We start from the raw sequence: 17,777 nt of genomic DNA on the forward strand, positions 1-17,777 counted from the left end.
GAACATATTTCCTTCTCTTTTTTTAACTATTCTTAACTATTTATAATTTATGAAAATTTTTCTTCATAAAATATTAAACCTTTATTCACGATAACAATCATTTAAATGATTGACTAAAATATACAGATTTTCGGGTAAATCCTGAGTAGAATTCGACTTTTATTTTTTTTTCAGTAAAAAAGGCATGGCTTCTCACTATGCTGCTTTGCAAGGACGTTTTATGCTCGCGCTAGATATACAACATGTTCGAATGAAACAACACGCCACTGATAAGGCACAAGCGTTGCAATGTCTAGTCGATATCTTGGTCGAAGACCAATTGGTTACCCCTGATTATATTCATGGGTTGACCGGGCGCGAACAACAAAGTGCAACATATTTAGGGCAAGGAATTGCCATTCCGCATGGGACGCCTCAGTCTCGCCAATATATTTTAAAAACTGGTATTCGTCTGGCGCACTTTCCTGAAGGAGTTGTTTGGGACGGTGAAAATAAAATTTATTTAGCAGTAGTGATTGCTGCGAAATCAGATGAGCATTTGCAAGTCTTACAAATTTTGACGCGGGCTTTAATTAATGATGTCGCTGATCAAGTGAAACAGGCTCAATCCGCAGAGCAAATAATTGCATTATTACAAGCCCAACCTGCATCTTTGGCATTGCATGAAAATTTAATCGCCACTCAAGTTCCCGCACTTGATGTAGAAGATTTAATTTGGCACTCAACACAGTTGCTGAAACAGCAAAAAATGGTGGAGTGTGGTTTTCTGTCGGGTTTAAATCTAAACAGCATGATTCATTTAGGGGAGGGGGTCTGGTCGATCACTTCTAAACAGCATGTTTTGAGCCCAGCTGTAAGTTTGGTAAAAGCGGAACAGGTTTTAAGCCATCAGCAGGAAATGCTCAAGACTTTGGTGTGTATTGCCAGTAATGAGCAACTGGATATGCAACGGTTTCAACGGTTAATGGATATTTTGTTTGATACTGAACAAGTTCATACCCTCAACCAAGAGCAAGATAGTCACCAGTTGGCGCAGTTAATTGGTGCTGAACTGATTCCTGATTGGCCATCTCGTCGTATTGTCTTAGCTAATGCTCATGGTCTACATGCGCGTCCTGCGACATACTTGGTCAATATGACCAAGAAATTTGCAGGGGATATTCTCGTTGCTGTAGATGAGGGGGCTTACGTTTCGGCAAAAAGTTTAACCAAATTATTAGCCATGGGATGCCGTCGTGGTCAAACTCTGACTTTTATTGCACAACCCGATACCGATGCTGTAGCAGGCTTAGAACAAATTATTGATGCAGTTCAGCAGGGCTTAGGAGAAGAGGTTGAAGCTGTTGACCTTGCATCTCATCAGCATAGCAGTAGTGACCCAGTCGTAAATACTTTGGAATTAATGCCTTTTGAATCACATGGCGATACGGGTAGCTGCGGTATTGCGGCATCAACTGGCCTTGCTTTTGGTCCTGCACATGTGGTGAAGCCACGTGAATTTAGTTATGAACGTCGCGGACAGAGTTTTAAAGCTGAGAATGAAAAGCTTGAAATTACGCTTCATCAGGTGAAAAATAGCTTACGTCAATTCATTGCACATACTGAATCTACTGCCATTAAGCAGATATTCATGGCACATTTGGAAATGCTGGATGATCCAGACCTCCTCCAAAGTGTACAACGCGGTTTAAAACAAGGGTTGTCTGCTGCTGCAGCTTGGCATGATCATATTGAAGTGGCTGCTACCGCACAGGCTGCACTTAGCGATCATTTACTGGCAGAGCGTGCGGCTGATTTAAGGGATATTGGTGAGCGTGTTTTGGCTGCTTTGTGTGGTGTGGCCGATATCACAGAACCCGAGCAACCTTATATCTTAATTATGCATGATGTTGGCCCGAGTGATGTAGCGCGTCTGAATAAAGATCGTGTTGCAGGCATTTTGACCGCGGTTGGTGGAGCGAGTGCCCATAGTGCTATTGTGGCACGTGCTCTGGCTATTCCAGCAGTCGTAGGTGCGGGTGTAGCTGTTTTAAATATTGAGAACCATGCCACAGTTCTAATTAATGGGGATACTGGTGAGTATGTGGTCTCACCCGAGCAAAGTCAGATTGATCATGCCATTGCAGAGCGCCAACGCCAGCGCGAGTTACGAGAACAAGCGGAACAGCATTGTTTAGAACCCGCCATCACACTGGATCAACATCAAGTTGAAATCGCAGCCAATATTGGCAAAGTGGGCACTACGATACAGGCTGTGGCCGATGGGGCAGAAGCAATTGGTTTGCTACGCACAGAATTGGTCTTTATGTCACACAGCAGTGCGCCTGATGAGGCTACACAGGAAGCCGATTATCGGGTGGTGTTAGATGCTTTGGCGGGTCGTCCATTGGTGGTACGTACACTTGATGTGGGCGGGGACAAACCTTTGCCGTATTTGCCTATTGAAAAGGAAGAAAATCCATTCTTGGGCTTACGTGGTATTCGTCTGACTTTACGTAAGCCAGAGTTGTTACGTCAGCAATTGGTTGCTTTACTTAAAGCAGCGGATAATCGCCCGTTAAGAATTATGTTTCCGATGATTGGGCGGGTTGAAGAATGGCGAGCAGCAAAAGCAATTTTGGATGAGGTTCGCATACAGCATCCATGTGAAAACTTACAAGTCGGTATTATGATTGAGGTTCCTGCGGCAGCATTGTTGGCTCCAATTCTTGCTCAAGAAGTTGATTTTTTTAGTATTGGAACCAATGACTTGACTCAATATACTCTGGCGATTGACCGTGGTCATCCGCTGTTGTCTGCTGAAGCTGATGGCTTACATCCGAGTATTTTGCTATTGATTGATCAAACTGTTCGGGCAGCACATCAGCATGGTAAATGGGTGGGCATTTGTGGTGAATTGGCTGCTGATCCAAAAGCTGTGCCTGTATTGATAGGCTTGGGCGTGGATGAGTTGAGTATGTCGAGTACCAGTATTCCATTGGTGAAGGCGCAAATTCGTGGTTTGAACTATATAAATTGCCAACAGGTCGCACAGCAAGCCTTAAGTTGTGACAGTGCGTCTGCCGTACGTGCATTGGTGGAGTAATTACCGAATGGCTAAGATATTAAGCATTACTCTGAATCCTGCAATTGACCTCACCGTGCAATTGGATCAACTAAAAGTTGGCGAGGTCAATCGTCAGTTAACGGCCCAAAGTCATGCAGCCGGTAAAGGCTTAAACGTGGCTCAGGTCCTTAAGGATTTGGGACATGAACTGATTGTGAGTGGCTTTTTGGGGCAAGAAAACCGTCAAATTTTTGACCATCATATCCAACAAGAGCAATTTGATAACCAATTTATTTATGTTGCAGGTGAAACACGACAAAACATTAAAGTTGCAGAAGCTTCTGGTCGGATGACTGACATCAATGGCAAGGGCTTTTTTTTAGATACCTCAGCAAAACAACAATTACGTGAACGCCTATCTCAACTGATTTTAGAGGTTGATGTGATTGTGATTGCAGGCAGTTTGCCACAAGGTTTTTCTGCAGAAGAGCTTTCAACACTGATTCTATGGTTACAGTCTGCTGGAAAAAAAGTCGCAGTAGATACTAGTGGTGTTGCGTTGAAAGCAGCAATTGCTGCCCATCCTTGGTTGATTAAGCCTAATACAGATGAGTTGACTGAAACCTACCATTTGCCAGCAGAAACGTTTGCAGAACAGCAGCATCTTTTTGCCAGTTTAAATAGTCAGATCGAACATATTGTGGTCTCGATGGGTGAAAACGGGGTGAACTGGCTTCACCGCACGCAACCCCTGCATGCTACTACACCGAAGGTCACCGTCCAAAGTACGGTGGGTGCGGGAGATTCCTTGCTGGCAGGTATGATTCATGGCTTGTTGAGTTCAACTTCCCCAGAAGAAACATTGAAAACAGCAACCGCAATTGCGAGCAATGCTGTGACCCAAATTGGGTTTGCTCTTCCAGACTTTACTGTTATTGAAGATTTGAAATCGCAAATCTCAGTCCAATCATTGAGTTAATACGATGCAAGAGATAAAACATATTTTATTTGTGCCACATAGTCCCGAGCAGCCGATTAATGCAGTGATTTTGGCCAAAAAACTCTCCAAAGCAGCAACAGCACTTGGTATTTCCAATCATGTGGCGACATCAGTCGAGCATCTTGATTTATCAAATGTTATTGATACGGTTGTTTTTGTTGGACAGAAGTCGGCAGATGCAGATCAACTGCGTGACAAGGTTGTGAAAGTCATTGGTTTGAATAACGCACAACACGATGCGATCATGCTTTTGCAACAAGTTCTTGAGCATTCAGATGCTTTAGATGAAACTATTGCAGCCAATGTAGGGGTTACACGGTTTGTCGCCATTACAGCATGTCCAACTGGTGTTGCGCATACGTTTATGGCGGCCGAAGCCTTACAACAAGGTGCAGTAAAGCACGGTTATCAGATTGATGTTGAAACCCAAGGATCGGTCGGGGCTAAAAATGTTTTATCGGCAGAAAGTATTGTCAAAGCAGATGTCGTGATCTTAGCAACGGATATTGAGGTCAATACAGATCGCTTTGTAGGCAAACGTGTATATCGCTGTAGTACAGGATTTGCCCTTAAGCAAACGGATAAGACTTTTGCAAATGCAATTGCTGAAGCCAAAGTGCTTGAAACGGGTAAGCAAACAGCCACTAAGACTGAAAATGAAAACAAAGAAAAAACTGGAATTTATAAACACCTTTTAACAGGCGTGTCTTTCATGCTGCCGATGGTGGTGGCGGGCGGTTTGATCATTGCCATCTCGTTTATGTTTGGCCTCAATCCTGTTGAAGGAAGCTTTGCCGCATCCTTAAAGCAAATAGGTGCTGCAGCATTTACTCTTATGGTACCTATGCTGGCAGGTTACATTGCTTATTCTATTGCGGATCGTCCGGGTTTAACTCCAGGTTTGATTGGCGGTTTACTTGCAACACAATTAGAGGCAGGCTTTCTCGGTGGATTAGTTGCAGGTTTTATTGCAGGTTATATTGCGTTATTTTTATCGAAACAGCTTAAACTCCCAAGTAGCCTAGAAGCATTAAAACCAATTTTGATTATTCCACTATTGGCCAGTTTAGCTGTTGGTTTAATCATGATTTATGTGGTTGGACAGCCTGTTGCACAATTGTTTGAATTACTCACACACTTCCTTGCCAATATGGGGACGACCAATGCCATGATCATGGGGGTTATCCTTGGAAGTATGATGTGTATTGATGTTGGGGGGCCAATAAATAAAGCGGCTTATGCCTTTACGGTGGGCTTACTTACGTCACAAACATACGGACCGATGGCGATTACCATGGCTGCGGGTATGGTACCACCGTTGGGTATGGCAATTGCAACTTTTCTGGCAAAGCATAAATTTGCCAAACCTGAGCAAGATGCGGGGAAGGCTGCTGTAGTTCTGGGTCTATGTTTCATTTCGGAAGGGGCTATTCCGTTTGCTGCCAAAGACCCGATTCGAGTGCTTCCATGCGCGATCGCAGGTGGTGCTGTAACTGGGGCTTTGGTTGCATTATTTAAATGTGAACTAGTCACTCCTCATGGCGGTGTAATGGTACTGATCATTCCGAATGCGATGAATTATCCATTAAAATATTTATTGGCGATTGCGATTGGAAGTGTGGTGACTGGTGTAGCTTATGCCGTGATAAAACAACGGTTAGAATAAGCCCTCTATAGAGGCTTTGTGAAAGCTATTTAGTGCAATAAATATTATGCTCAATCCTATTTTGGATCAGTTGGAGAGTCTCTGCTTGAATTTGTCCAGGTAATAGGTCATGAGCGATATTGCTAAATCGGATTGCAACCTTACAAATCGAGCCAATAATTTCATCAACTTCTTGGACACAAAGTTCCGCTTCCTGAGTACCAAGTTTCACAAGAGCTTGTCGAGGAATATTCAGTGCCTCACCCATGATATCCATTTGATGTGCAGGAAAGTTCTAAACCTTTACTGATCGCTTCTGCACTGTATTCAAAGGCGATTAATGGCCGACCTGTGATTGCGGTTGAGGAGACCAATGTACCCCAAAGCCAATATTCACCCCATCCATTGTAGTAAACATTAAGTTTTTGAGCATGGATTTATTTCCTTTTGATACGTTGGCGAGCACTACTGTTCTGAAATGACAGCTTTGTCCGTTATAATTGTATAAACATTTTTGGTTTCTGGTAATTATGTCCTCATTGATCAATTTTCTATCTCGCTTTAGTACTGCAACTCTTCAGCGCAGTCTGAGCTATGCTAAACACATTGATAGAGAAACAATTGAGTTCTTTGAGGAAAATGAAGATGTCACGATGTATGCTCAAATTGAAGGGACAGATTATTACGATACCGCGATTACCTATAATCTTAAAAAAGACCGTTTAATCGATGACGACTGCACTTGTCCGGTTGGATATAACTGTAAACATGCTGCTGCTTTAGCGCGGTTATTCTTTCAGGAATATCGCCAAGAATTTCAGCAGCGTTATGCTGACTCTCAATCCCCGCAGGGAATCGCAAAACGCCTACGGGGGGATGATCAGGCACAGCGCTGGTTGAATGATTTTAAACGGTATTTACAACAGACTGAACCAGAGCAATCTGTCAAAACAAACAATTATTTAATTTACCTGCTAGATCAGTCTGTCAGCTTAAAGAAATTGACAGTTGATGTTCAGAAGGCCAGACGCAATAAAAACGGCTCAATTGCGGGGGAAAGTTATTATACCCAATATGAAAATATCACCAGAAAGCATCTGACTTTACCTGAACAAAAACGACAATTATTTAACCAGATTTATTATTATGCCAAAATAAACAGTGACGAACGATTTTATCAAAGCAATCTTGATATCTCCGGAATTTTATTGGAGCATTTCAAATCTTTTATTCAAAGTGGCGATGTGTACTGGCAAAAAAAGAGCCATACTGCACTTCAATGGTCAGAACAAGGCTATCACATCGAACTGATCTGGCAACAAGGTGTAAACAAACAGACAGAGCATTTAAACATTGAATTGGTCAATGGTGATATTCGACTCGATTTGAAATCAAATCCACATATTCAGATTCTCGCGAGTCATCCACCATGTTATGTGGATATTCAACAGAACACGGTGGGCCAGTTATATGGTGAATATACGGCAAATCTTCTGTACCATTTTTTACAGATGCCTGATCTTCCATCTATGCTCTTGCCAGAGTTTGAGAAACTGACTCATCAATATTCAGACGTGAAAAATCTGCCTCAGCCCGAGTCTATTCAGCATATTGATGTCCTTGAGGGTAGTCCCCAGCCAATTTTACGCTTCGGTGTTTTAGATAAATTTGATTGGAAATGGGAAGAGTCTGTTTGTGCTGAAATTGAATTCTCCTATGCAGGCGGAAGAATAAAAGCAGGTACATCAGGCGACAGTTTTATTGGTGAGCAGCATGACAAAATGGTACGACAGCTTCGGGACTTAGTTCAGGAACAACAGTCAATCCAACGTTTACAGCTATTGGTCGAATCACTGAAGTGGGTGAAAGATCTTAGTTATGACCATCAATTAAAACTGAATAAACAACGTCTTGATTCTATGGTTTTTGCTTTCTATGGAGATTGGATCAAACAGCTGATGCCCATCAATCAAATTGAGTTGATGGGCTGGCAGATAGAGCATCTGGAAAACAGCCCCTTTAATCTGCAATATGTTGAAAATTTAAATATTTCTATCACTGAATCTGAAGGTCAGCAGGACTGGTTCAATATCGGGGCGACGGTTCAAGACAGTGCAGGCAATTCTTATAATTTGCTTGATGCGCTCGTAGCTTTGGTGCGAGTAAATCCTGATTTACTTGATCCGCGGACTTTTATTCATCTGCATGACAGTCAAATTTTCACCGTGAAAACTGCAGTTGATCAACCTGATTTGGCTCTATCCGCTAGGGATATTAAGCCGGTATTGTTGCATCTGCAGAGCATTTTACAGCAAGAAGAGCGCAGTATTGATCGCTATGATGCGAGTCAATTATTAGAATTGCAGCATAATCTTGGGATGACATGGCAGGTCAGTGATCGCCTGCAGCAATTTGTACAGAAATTCAAACAAGGCTATCAGCAACAACTGCCGACACCACAAGGTTTTCAGGGAGAGTTGCGTCCATACCAGCAGCAGGGCTTAGGCTGGTTGCAGTTTTTAAGGGAAACCCAGCATGGCGGGATTCTGGCAGATGATATGGGCTTGGGGAAAACAGCACAAACTTTAGCCCATTTACTCATGGAAAAGCAGGCTGGATATTTGCAGGACAGTCCCGCCTTAATTGTTGCACCCACATCGCTGATGCATAACTGGTTCAAAGAAGCGGAGAAATTTACCCCTGAGCTCAAGGTATTGCTGCTACAGGGGCCCGATCGCCATCAGTATTTTGAGCAGATTCCGCACTATGATATTGTGTTAACCACCTATCCGCTTCTGGCGAGAGATGAAGAGCAACTAAAGCAATATGAATATCATCAACTCATTTTGGATGAGGCGCAGAATATCAAAAATCCGCGTGCCAAAGCTGCACAGGTAGTACGGCAATTAACAGCGCGACATCGTCTATGTCTAACCGGTACACCTATGGAAAATCATTTGGGTGAGCTGTGGGCACTATTTTATTTCCTGATGCCAGGATTTTTATATTCACAAGAAATTTTTAATAAAAAGTACCGTCATCCGATTGAAAAACGCGGTGATCAGCAGTTAAGGCAAAAGTTGGTCAACCGGATTAAGCCCTTCATTTTACGTCGCTTGAAAACTGAAGTAGCCAAAGAGTTGCCAGAAAAAACTACGATTGAAGTCAATATTGATATGAATGACCAGCAATCCAAGTTATATGAGGCTGTTCGTGCCACGATGCAGGCAAGCATTCAGAAAATTGTGGCAGAAAAAGGCTTTAAACGTAGTCAAATTCAAATTTTAGATGCCTTACTGAAGCTACGTCAGGTGTGCTGCCATCCTAGCTTACTAAAGCTGGATTCAGTGAAAACCGGGCAGGCGCATTCTGCCAAACTTGAACAGTTGATGGATATGGTCGTTCCAATGGTGGAAGAGGGGCGAAAAATTCTTATCTTCTCTCAGTTTACCTCAATGTTGGAACTGATTGAACAACAGCTCCATCACGCAGAAATTGGCTATGTGAAGCTGACTGGAAAGACCAAAAAGCGAGATGAAGTCATTACAGCGTTTCAGTCTGGACAAGTGCCGGTATTTTTAATCAGTCTGAAAGCAGGAGGGGTCGGTCTGAATCTAACTGCCGCAGATACGGTCATTCACTATGATCCATGGTGGAACCCTGCTGCTGAAGATCAAGCTTCAGATCGTGCATGGCGGATTGGACAGGACAAGCCGGTATTTGTGTATAAGCTGATTACTAATAAAAGCATAGAAGAAAAAATTCTTGCCTTACAGCAAAATAAAGCAGAACTGGCACAGTCTATTCTAAGCACAGATCATGAGGGCGAAGCGAAATTGACGGAAAATGACGTGATGAACTTGTTTGAGAAATTTTAGTTTGGTTTCAGATTAGCCTCATCATCTATAAGTATTTGAAAGTTAGATGCAATTTTTTCCAATGTGCTCTCAATTTTTATTTATGAGCAGGAATCATAGCTAAGTCTAGTAATAGCACTGGCCATACTAACTGTGCTTTGTCCGGCAATACCCCCCATTTTTAATTGAATCGAATAGCGAAAGAAGAAGAGCTTTCAAAAAATATAGTAAAATCAATAACAAAAAAAGCCCCAATCTTTTGATCAGGGCTTTTTGAATCTGGAGCGGGAAACGAGACTCGAACTCGCGACCCCAACCTTGGCAAGGTTGTGCTCTACCAACTGAGCTATTCCCGCGTATTGAGCAGTTTTTATAAAAACTTACACTAAAAAATGGAGCGGGAAACGAGACTCGAACTCGCGACCCCAACCTTGGCAAGGTTGTGCTCTACCAACTGAGCTATTCCCGCGTATTGAGCAGTTTTTGCTAAAACTTACACTGAAAAAAATTTGGAGCGGGAAACGAGACTCGAACTCGCGACCCCAACCTTGGCAAGGTTGTGCTCTACCAACTGAGCTATTCCCGCATAGCGCTGTATGATACAGCAAGCAAGTTCAGGGTCAATAGCTTTATGAAAAAGCTGAGTTTAATTGCATAAAATAAAGCCAGTTTTAGACGATGCCTTGAGCTTTTTTAACTTTTACTCGCGAAACGTTGTGCCTCATACTAGTGAAAAGAGTTTTACGCATTCAACATCCCGAAGGAACAGGTATACTTTGAACGAATCATCATTTTTGGAGACAGGTATGAGCTTGGAGCAGCAACTGATTGAACGCTTACAACAGCTTTCCCCATCACATTTAGAAGTCGTGAATGAATCTTCTGGTCATGGCGGCTATTTCCCAGGGAAAGAATCACATTTTAAAGTGATTGTAGTGAGTGATATTTTTGCGGGATTACGTTTAGTTCAGCGCCATCAAAAAATTTATGCGGTAGCAGGAGACTTACTCAGTCCAGGTAAAATTCATGCTTTGGCTATTCATGCCTTTCTACCTGAAGAATGGCAAGGACAAGACACTTCTAGTCCAAATTGCGCACATGCCCCGAAAAGCTAAGCAGAGATTCAGTCATGGAAACACAATTATTGATTAAGATCGTGCATATGAGTGCTGTCAGCTTGGCATGTGTCGTGATTTTGGCGCGTGCCATGACGCTATTTAAAGGCGTCCAAGGCAATCAGCCCAATCCAGCAGGTCGAACAGCTTTTGTAGCCCTTCAGCACTTAAGTATGCTGGTGATTGTACTGACTGGCATTGCCCTTTTGGTCATGAAAAACTTTGATGTGCAAACATGGTTTTATGCCAAAGTGGTTTTATTTTTAGTGATGTTGTCCTCTTTGTCGAAAGCTTATAAAAAAGAAGACAGCATTTTACTTACACAGCGCCGAGCGGGGTTATTCTTAGCGGTGGTTGCGATGATTTCCATTTTAGGTTTAGTCATGATTAAACCAAACTTTGGCTAATTGTTAGACATAATCATCGGCACGGCGGTTGTTCTGCGCTACACTGCTATCTATAGCGGAAAAATAACAAGAGGGAGGGGATTTCATGCATACACGTGTGGTATTTAATCAAAAAGGTGGTGTCGGCAAATCCAGTATTGCAGTGAATTTGGCAGCAATTAGTGCACATCAAGGCTTAAAAACCTTATTGATTGATCTCGATCCGCAAGCGAATTCGAGTCAGTATGTGCTGGGCGATGACGCAACGTATTCGGCAGACAAACCAGCTTTAGAACCCAATATTGAAAACTATTTTGAAGAAGTGCTTGGAACGACTCAAAATAAAAGTCTATTGGGCAGTGCCATTGGTTCGATCCTCAAAGGACGAGCTAAAGGCTTAGAAAGTTATGTACACCAATCCCCTTTTAAAAATTTGGATGTGATTCCAGCCAGCCCAAGCCTCGGGGCATTGGCTTATGCTTTAGAGTCAAAACATAAAATTTATAAACTGCGTGATGCGTTACAACAGCTTGCCGGAAAATATGATCGTGTCTATATCGATACACCGCCAGCCTTTAACTTCTTTACCTTGTCGGCACTGATTGCAGCCAATAAAGTCCTGATTCCGTTTGATTGTGATGTCTTTTCTAAACGTGCATTACAAACTTTGATCGAAAATGTGCTCGAAACCCAAGACGATCATAATGATCATTTGGAAATTGAAGGCATTGTGGTGAATCAGTTCCAAGCGCAGGCCAAACTTCCGCGTGAAGTGGTGCAACAGCTGAAGGATGAAGGTCTTCCTGTACTAGAAAGTATGTTGCCCCCATCGGTGCTGATGAAAGAATCGCATCACAAAAATTTACCCTTAATTCATTTGGCACACGATCATAAATTGACGCAGGCCTATCAATCATTGTTCAATGAGATTGAGAATAATAAATTGCGAGATTCAGCATGAAAAAGATCACAATTACTTTTTTAATGGGCAGTACGCTGTTATTGAGCGCCTGTGCCACAACGGTTAAACCGACTTATGTCTCTCCTACACAGTATCAAGCTTTGAACTGCCAACAGTTACAAGCAGAATATAATCGGATTCAGCAACATTTAGATGAAGGTGTACCTACTGCGAAACGCACGGGTGTTGGCGTAGGTCTAGGTCTGGGTGGTGGATGGAGTCATGGTGGCGGTTGGGGCTTTGGTCCAAGCGTTTCAGTCAATATGGGACAATCATCGAATACCAAAAAAACTGAAATTTCACGACTTTTGGGTCAGCAAGAGGCGATTGTACAGGCTGCAAAATTCAAAGGTTGTGCGATTACCGTGCAAAATAAGACGAATTAATGTCGCATTTATTCATCCTGCTGAAGGGTTTAATCTTTCAGCAGTCATTAAAATCTTAGCAAAATGTTTCGAAAATAATTTCAATAAAACAATGAATTATCGTTTTAACACGCACTTTTTTACCTCATGGGTTCTGTGTTTTTTCCGCTTTGACTTGAGGAAGCCACTCTTTTTCGGCTAAATTGCGCATCTTTAATCCTGTTGTTGGATGTCTATGATTGAGAGTTGGCTGTTTGTATTGGCAATGATTGCTGTCTTGATGATTCCGGGACCGACCAATGCTTTACTCGCAAGCTCTGCACATCAGCAAGGTCTGGCGAAGACCAGCTTACTTGTACCCGCAGAACTGTTTGGGTATTTCTATGCCATCAATTTATGGGCACTCCTGATTCATCTCAGTACACCGACTTGGCCTTATTTGATTGATCTTTTACATGCACTCAGTGCAGTTTATGTATTTTGGTTGGCTTTTCATTTGTGGAAAAGCTCGCACTTAGAAAAACATAATCAACGTTTTACCTCGATTCGACCTAAACAATTATTTTTTTCTACTTTGAAAAATCCGAAAGCGGTCTTATTTGCTGCAGGTATTTTTCCCTATGAAGCTTGGGATAATCCCACCAATTTCTTTTTGGTGTTTGCGGTGTTTAGTCTGGTGTTATTGCCAACGGCACTGTTCTGGATGTCTTTTGGCCGTGCCATTTTATCGGGTGAGTCCAAACAAATAAAAGCCGATCTCTTATATAAAGGATCGGCCATGTTGTTGTTGGTGTGTATGTTCCCCGTGATTCTACGTTTTTTTGCTTAAGCTTCAGTGGTTGATTTTTTCTTTAATTTGGCACGAATAAAACCAATGATTCCCGGCAAGACACTAATAATAATAATGCCGAAAATCAGATGCGTGAAATTGTCTTTGACCACAGGCACATTACCAAAAATATAGCCTAAAGTAATGAATGAACCAATCCAGCAGAATGCGCCAATTAGGTTATAAGATAGGAAAAATTTGTAATCCATTTTTCCTGCACCTGCTACAAAAGGTGCAAAAGTCCGCGCAAAAGGAATAAAACGCGCAAAAATAATAGTTTTACCACCATGTTTTTCAAAGAATTTTTGTGTATTAATTAGATGTTGTTTATTGATGAAACGTGATTCGATTTCAAAAACGCGCGGTCCAATATAACGACCAATGTGATAATTCAGCGTATCGCCCAGTACGGCCGCGATAAAAAGTAAAACACCAAGAGTCCACGGATTCATTGCACCTGTAGATGCTGCTAAGGCACCTGCGGCAAACAATAAGCTGTCGCCGGGTAGGAACGGCATGACCACCAAACCTGTTTCCACAAAGATGATGAGAAACAAAATTGCATAAATCCAAACCCCATAGTTGGTGATAAACTCAAGCAGATGGTCATCGACATGTAATATAAAATCAATCAGTTCCATGGGGCACAAATAAGCAAAAGAGTGCGGAAATCCTAGCAGTCTCGTTATCAGAAGTCAGTATTAAAACGTAAATAAATTTAGCTATCAGTGTTCTTATCTTAAAACGATGTGTGATGAAAATGGATATTTATTCTAAAAATAGAGAACATTAAGATAGCTACAACTTCAAATAAAACGTATTTAAAGGTGTAAAAATATTTAATCCAAATGTTGTGGCCAAAAATATTGTCAATCAACCCAATACCGATGTAGTTTTAGCTTTAATTCCCCGTGTACTGATGGCTTATATTTTCCTTGTTGCAGGCTAGGGAGAAATTTCAGCTTATAGCGTAACTTTAGGGTATATGGAGTCGATGAGGACCTGGAGCGCTATTACCTTTAACCATTTTAGTTGAGTTTGGTGGTGGCTTAGCGCTGTTATTTGGTTTTCAAGCCCGCTTTGCTGCGTTTGGCTTAGACCTATTTAGTGTTATTACGGCGTTTATTTTTCACGATGGCGCACAAGCCAGCATTAACTTTATGAAAAACTTTGCCATGGCAGGTGGTCTATTTTTTCTAATGCTGCATGGTGCAGGAAAAATGAGTCTAGATCATTTGATTGAAAAATAATTCAAAATGAAAAGCAGCATGCAGGATGCTGCTTTTTTATTTACAAAAAAGTACGGTGTGGACGTTCTTTTTTTTTTTGATCAAGATCAATAAAACATGAGGAAAATAAGATGAAAAATCTTTTTAAAATAGGGTTATGTATTACAAGTTTAAGTCTTGCCGTTGGTGCATGGGCCAAGGATGACCATATCATTTTACAAGAAGCTGCAAAGAACCATGTCTCTGTGTCAGCCATTGCAAAGCTCAAAGATGAAACGGCGGTCACTTTAAAAGGGACACTGCTGAAACATCTCAATGAAGACCACTATGAGTTCAGCGATGGTACAGGGGTTATTTTGTTGGATATTGATGACGATTTATGGAAAGCATCCAATATTAAAGCAGGTGATAAAGTGCAGGTTGTGGGAGAGGTGGATACACATCGTTATAAACCGACCGATATTGAAGTCGTTAAAATAGAAAAAGTTTTGAAATAAACATCAGGCACGCGAAAGCGTGCTTTTTGATATAAAAACCATTGGGTTTTAAGCGTTGTATAAAGCTTGTCCGAATTATGTGCGTTATGCGCGGAAAAATGCTAGAATACGGCGCTTATATTCGTTTGCCTTTCATAGTTGTTTGTCATGACTACCAATACTCAAATTACTGAAGATCGTATCCTTATTTTGGATTTCGGTTCTCAATATAGCCAGCTTATTGCACGCCGCGTACGTGAAGCTGGTGTATATTCTGAAATGTATGCCTATGACATGTCTGAAGAAGACATTCGTGCATTTAATCCAAACGGTATCATCTTATCAGGTGGTCCTGAGAGCGTACACGAAGAAGGCAGCCCACGTGCGCCAGAAGTTGTGTTCAACTTAGGTGTACCAGTTTTGGGTATTTGCTATGGCTTACAAACCATGTCTGCACAGCTTGGCGGTAAAGTTGAGCCGGGTACTGTACATGAATTCGGTTATGCCGAAGTAAACATCCAAGTTCGTGACAAGTTGATTGGTGATCTTGAAGACACCAAAGACCAACTTAAAGTTTGGATGAGCCATGGCGATAAAGTGACAGCGATTCCTGAAGGTTTCCAAATCACTGCAAGCACACCAAGCTGTCCAGTTGCGATGGTTTCTGATGAAACTCGTCGTTTCTACGGTATTCAGTTCCACCCAGAAGTAACGCACACTGCAAAAGGTGCAGAGTTATTATCTAACTTTGTACACAGCATTTGTGGCTGTCGTAGCCTGTGGAATTCTGAAAACATCATTGACTTACGCGTTGAACAATTACGTGAGCAAATTGGCGATCAAAAAGTTCTTTTAGGTCTGTCGGGTGGTGTGGATTCTTCGGTTGTTGCTGCGCTTTTACACCGTGCGATTGGTGATCAATTGACTTGCGTATTTGTAGACAATGGTCTGCTTCGTTTGAACGAAGGTGAGCAAGTGATGGACATGTTTGCGAAAAACATGGGTATCCGTGTGATTCGTGCCGATGCTGAAGAGCGTTTCTTGACTGCACTTGCGGGTGAAGTTGATCCTGAGAAAAAACGTAAAATCATTGGTCGTGAGTTCATCGAAGTTTTTGCTGAAGAAGCGCGTAAGCTTGATGGCGTAAACTTCCTTGCTCAAGGGACGATTTACCCAGACGTGATCGAATCTGCGGCAACTAAAAATGGTAAAGCACATGTGATTAAATCTCACCACAATGTGGGCGGTTTACCAGATGACTTAGCTTTTGAATTAGTTGAACCAATCCGTGATTTGTTTAAAGATGAAGTACGTCGTTTAGGTACAACTTTAGGTTTACCGTTTGAAATGCTATATCGTCATCCATTCCCAGGTCCAGGTTTGGGCGTGCGTATTTTGGGTGAAGTGAAGAAAGAATATGCAGACATTTTACGTCTTGCAGATGACATCTTCATGCAAGAGCTTCGTGCTAGCGGTTGGTATGATAAAACTGCACAAGCCTTTGCTGTATTCCAACCGGTGAAATCTGTTGGCGTCGTAGGTGATGGTCGTCGTTATGCATGGGTGATTGCACTTCGTGCCGTTGAAACGGTTGACTTTATGACAGCACGCTTCGCACATCTTCCTTATGATCTTGTAGATAAAATCTCTACACGCATCATGAACGAAATTAAAGATGTTTCTCGTGTTGTTTATGACGTATCGTCTAAGCCACCAGCAACGATTGAATGGGAATAATTTTCTAACGAAAATTATGTTAAAAAAAGAGCGCTTAGGCGCTCTTTTTTATTTTATACTGAATGAAAATTAGGATTCAAATTTGAGTTTTTATGTATACGCATTATGATTTAATGTTGCCTTTACTACGTATTATGCAATCACATGATGTGACATATAGTTTAAAAGAGGCTTATGAAGCATTACTGCAAGAGTTAAAATGTCCAGAAGAAGAACGTAATGAAACGATGGAAGATGGGAGAAACATCATCTTTTATCGTTTACAATGGGCGAAAACTTATCTAAAGAAAGCAGGATTAATAGATTATTCTAAAAGAGCACATTTTAATTTATCGAATGTGGGAAAAGATTTAGATTTAAGAAAAGTTGAAAAAATAGATAAGAAATATTTATCCAGATTTGATAGTTTTAATGAGTTTAGAAAAATAAATTCAAAAAATGAAAAAGTGCAAAAAATTGAAAATACACAAAAAGATAGTTCAGATTCTGAGGAATTAACACCTCCTGAGATTATTTACCAGCAATCAAAAATATTAAATAATGATTTGAAAGATGAGCTATTAACTTTAATTAAAAACAATTCCTCATCATTTTTTGAAAGACTGGTTGTCGATTTACTCGTTGCTATGGGGTATGGAGGATCGCATCAAGATGCCGCTCAAGCGATTGGCAAAACTAGTGATGGTGGTATCGATGGAATTATTAGTGAAGACCGTTTAGGTTTAGACAAAATTTATATTCAGGCTAAACGCTGGGAAAATACAGTGGGTCGGCCTGAGATACAGCAATTTAAAGGCGCACTGGCAGATCAAGTAGCTAAGAAAGGAGTCTTTATTACGACTTCCAATTTTAGTAAAGAGGCGATTGAGTCGGCTAGAAAATCAGGCATTGTTTTAATTGATGGTAATAAATTAACGGCTCTCATGATTGAATTTGGTTTAGGTGTTCAAGTGGAGCGTAGTTTTCATATCTATAAAATTGATCAAGATCGTTTTGATGAAGAAAACTTTTGATTTTTCCTAAGTGATGGCTTTCCATCACTTCTAAAACACTTTTGCAGAGCAAAAACACACCTTATAAAGATGTAACAACATTTTTACATCCACGCATTGCCTTGTAGTTAAGGTTTGA

The 17,777-nt window shown here is 41.4% G+C and carries 13 protein-coding genes, 3 tRNA genes and 2 pseudogenes; 13 read left to right on the plus strand and 5 right to left on the minus strand.

Going from position 1 to position 17,777, the window contains the following annotated elements; genetic code table 11:
- Window positions 1–220: 220 nt before the first annotated feature.
- From ptsP to HYI04_RS04435, 3 genes are read left to right on the plus strand one after another with little or no spacing between them, the layout of a single operon-like run.
- Window positions 221–3,085 (plus strand): phosphoenolpyruvate--protein phosphotransferase, encoded by a 2,865-nt coding sequence (gene ptsP, locus HYI04_RS04425; protein WP_178895914.1) that lies wholly within the window; start codon window positions 221–223, stop codon window positions 3,083–3,085.
- A gap of 7 nt (window positions 3,086–3,092) precedes the next feature.
- On the plus strand, window positions 3,093–4,025 hold the full coding sequence (pfkB, locus tag HYI04_RS04430; protein ID WP_159153431.1) for a 1-phosphofructokinase: 933 nt from the start codon (window positions 3,093–3,095) through the stop codon (window positions 4,023–4,025).
- A 4-nt stretch (window positions 4,026–4,029) separates the two neighbouring features.
- On the plus strand, window positions 4,030–5,712 hold the full coding sequence (locus HYI04_RS04435) for a fructose-specific PTS transporter subunit EIIC (protein ID WP_159153430.1): 1,683 nt from the start codon (window positions 4,030–4,032) through the stop codon (window positions 5,710–5,712).
- Between the two features lie 25 nt (window positions 5,713–5,737).
- Here HYI04_RS04435 and HYI04_RS04440 read toward each other — a convergent pair.
- Window positions 5,738–5,974, minus strand: a pseudogene (locus tag HYI04_RS04440) (hypothetical protein); the annotation flags it as partial.
- A 247-nt stretch (window positions 5,975–6,221) separates the two neighbouring features.
- Between HYI04_RS04440 and HYI04_RS04445 the strand changes: the two are divergent.
- Complete coding sequence (locus HYI04_RS04445) at window positions 6,222–9,569, plus strand: DEAD/DEAH box helicase (RefSeq protein ID WP_159153428.1); 3,348 nt, start codon at window positions 6,222–6,224, stop codon at window positions 9,567–9,569.
- Between the two features lie 259 nt (window positions 9,570–9,828).
- Here HYI04_RS04445 and HYI04_RS04450 read toward each other — a convergent pair.
- The 3 genes from HYI04_RS04450 to HYI04_RS04460 form a co-directional block, all read right to left on the minus strand.
- Window positions 9,829–9,904: transfer RNA gene (locus HYI04_RS04450), tRNA-Gly, on the minus strand.
- Window positions 9,905–9,941: 37 nt separating this feature from the next.
- Window positions 9,942–10,017: transfer RNA gene (locus HYI04_RS04455), tRNA-Gly, on the minus strand.
- Between the two features lie 41 nt (window positions 10,018–10,058).
- Window positions 10,059–10,134, minus strand: a tRNA-Gly gene (locus tag HYI04_RS04460).
- A 220-nt stretch (window positions 10,135–10,354) separates the two neighbouring features.
- On the opposite strand from HYI04_RS04460, the gene HYI04_RS04465 reads away from it, so the two are divergent.
- From HYI04_RS04465 to HYI04_RS04485, 5 genes are all read left to right on the plus strand, one after another.
- The gene (locus HYI04_RS04465; RefSeq protein WP_005401913.1) at window positions 10,355–10,663 is read left to right on the plus strand and encodes a BolA family transcriptional regulator; all 309 of its coding nucleotides are present in this window, start codon (window positions 10,355–10,357) and stop codon (window positions 10,661–10,663) included.
- A gap of 14 nt (window positions 10,664–10,677) precedes the next feature.
- The gene (locus HYI04_RS04470; RefSeq protein WP_005401912.1) at window positions 10,678–11,070 is read left to right on the plus strand and encodes a SirB2 family protein; all 393 of its coding nucleotides are present in this window, start codon (window positions 10,678–10,680) and stop codon (window positions 11,068–11,070) included.
- 85 nt (window positions 11,071–11,155) lie between these two features.
- Entirely contained in the window at window positions 11,156–12,010 is an 855-nt protein-coding gene (locus tag HYI04_RS04475; RefSeq protein ID WP_004684373.1) for a ParA family protein, read from the plus strand.
- Window positions 12,007–12,396, plus strand: a complete 390-nt coding sequence (locus tag HYI04_RS04480) for a hypothetical protein (protein ID WP_159153427.1) — start codon at window positions 12,007–12,009, stop codon at window positions 12,394–12,396. The genes HYI04_RS04475 and HYI04_RS04480 overlap by 4 nt, the downstream gene beginning before the upstream one ends.
- 214 nt (window positions 12,397–12,610) lie before the next feature.
- Window positions 12,611–13,204 carry a LysE family translocator gene (locus HYI04_RS04485; protein ID WP_062031706.1) on the plus strand — a complete coding sequence of 198 codons (594 nt, stop codon included), beginning with the start codon at window positions 12,611–12,613 and terminating at the stop codon, window positions 13,202–13,204.
- Here HYI04_RS04485 and HYI04_RS04490 read toward each other — a convergent pair.
- Window positions 13,201–13,845, minus strand: coding sequence for a DedA family protein (locus tag HYI04_RS04490; protein WP_004684377.1), 645 nt, complete (start codon window positions 13,843–13,845; stop codon window positions 13,201–13,203). The genes HYI04_RS04485 and HYI04_RS04490 overlap by 4 nt on opposite strands.
- Before the next feature lie 194 nt (window positions 13,846–14,039).
- On the opposite strand from HYI04_RS04490, the pseudogene HYI04_RS04495 reads away from it, so the two are divergent.
- From HYI04_RS04495 to HYI04_RS04510, 4 genes and pseudogenes are all read left to right on the plus strand, one after another.
- Window positions 14,040–14,454 (plus strand): annotated as a pseudogene (locus HYI04_RS04495) (DoxX family protein).
- A 110-nt stretch (window positions 14,455–14,564) separates the two neighbouring features.
- A complete protein-coding gene (locus HYI04_RS04500; RefSeq protein ID WP_087013891.1) occupies window positions 14,565–14,930 on the plus strand; it encodes a NirD/YgiW/YdeI family stress tolerance protein in 366 nt (121 codons plus the stop codon).
- A 147-nt stretch (window positions 14,931–15,077) separates the two neighbouring features.
- Window positions 15,078–16,646 (plus strand): glutamine-hydrolyzing GMP synthase, encoded by a 1,569-nt coding sequence (gene guaA, locus HYI04_RS04505; RefSeq protein WP_062031711.1) that lies wholly within the window; start codon window positions 15,078–15,080, stop codon window positions 16,644–16,646.
- Window positions 16,647–16,738: 92 nt separating this feature from the next.
- Window positions 16,739–17,659, plus strand: a complete 921-nt coding sequence (locus HYI04_RS04510) for a restriction endonuclease (RefSeq protein WP_160362250.1) — start codon at window positions 16,739–16,741, stop codon at window positions 17,657–17,659.
- The last annotated feature ends 118 nt before the right edge of the window (window positions 17,660–17,777 follow it).

Source organism: Acinetobacter sp. SwsAc2, assembly GCF_013391465.1.
GTDB lineage: Bacteria > Pseudomonadota > Gammaproteobacteria > Pseudomonadales > Moraxellaceae > Acinetobacter > Acinetobacter johnsonii.

Bases quoted from the DNA above. Each gene is read 5' to 3' on its own strand.
- ptsP (WP_178895914.1), top strand. From the start codon at position 221: ATGCTCGCGCTAGATATACAACATGTTCGAATGAAACAACACGCCACT.
- pfkB (WP_159153431.1), top strand. From the start codon at position 3,093: ATGGCTAAGATATTAAGCATTACTCTGAATCCTGCAATTGACCTCACC.
- HYI04_RS04435 (WP_159153430.1), top strand. From the start codon at position 4,030: ATGCAAGAGATAAAACATATTTTATTTGTGCCACATAGTCCCGAGCAG.
- HYI04_RS04445 (WP_159153428.1), top strand. From the start codon at position 6,222: ATGTCCTCATTGATCAATTTTCTATCTCGCTTTAGTACTGCAACTCTT.
- HYI04_RS04465 (WP_005401913.1), top strand. From the start codon at position 10,355: ATGAGCTTGGAGCAGCAACTGATTGAACGCTTACAACAGCTTTCCCCA.
- HYI04_RS04470 (WP_005401912.1), top strand. From the start codon at position 10,678: ATGGAAACACAATTATTGATTAAGATCGTGCATATGAGTGCTGTCAGC.
- HYI04_RS04475 (WP_004684373.1), top strand. From the start codon at position 11,156: ATGCATACACGTGTGGTATTTAATCAAAAAGGTGGTGTCGGCAAATCC.
- HYI04_RS04480 (WP_159153427.1), top strand. From the start codon at position 12,007: ATGAAAAAGATCACAATTACTTTTTTAATGGGCAGTACGCTGTTATTG.
- HYI04_RS04485 (WP_062031706.1), top strand. From the start codon at position 12,611: ATGATTGAGAGTTGGCTGTTTGTATTGGCAATGATTGCTGTCTTGATG.
- HYI04_RS04490 (WP_004684377.1), bottom strand. From the start codon at position 13,845: ATGGAACTGATTGATTTTATATTACATGTCGATGACCATCTGCTTGAG.
- HYI04_RS04500 (WP_087013891.1), top strand. From the start codon at position 14,565: ATGAAAAATCTTTTTAAAATAGGGTTATGTATTACAAGTTTAAGTCTT.
- guaA (WP_062031711.1), top strand. From the start codon at position 15,078: ATGACTACCAATACTCAAATTACTGAAGATCGTATCCTTATTTTGGAT.
- HYI04_RS04510 (WP_160362250.1), top strand. From the start codon at position 16,739: ATGTATACGCATTATGATTTAATGTTGCCTTTACTACGTATTATGCAA.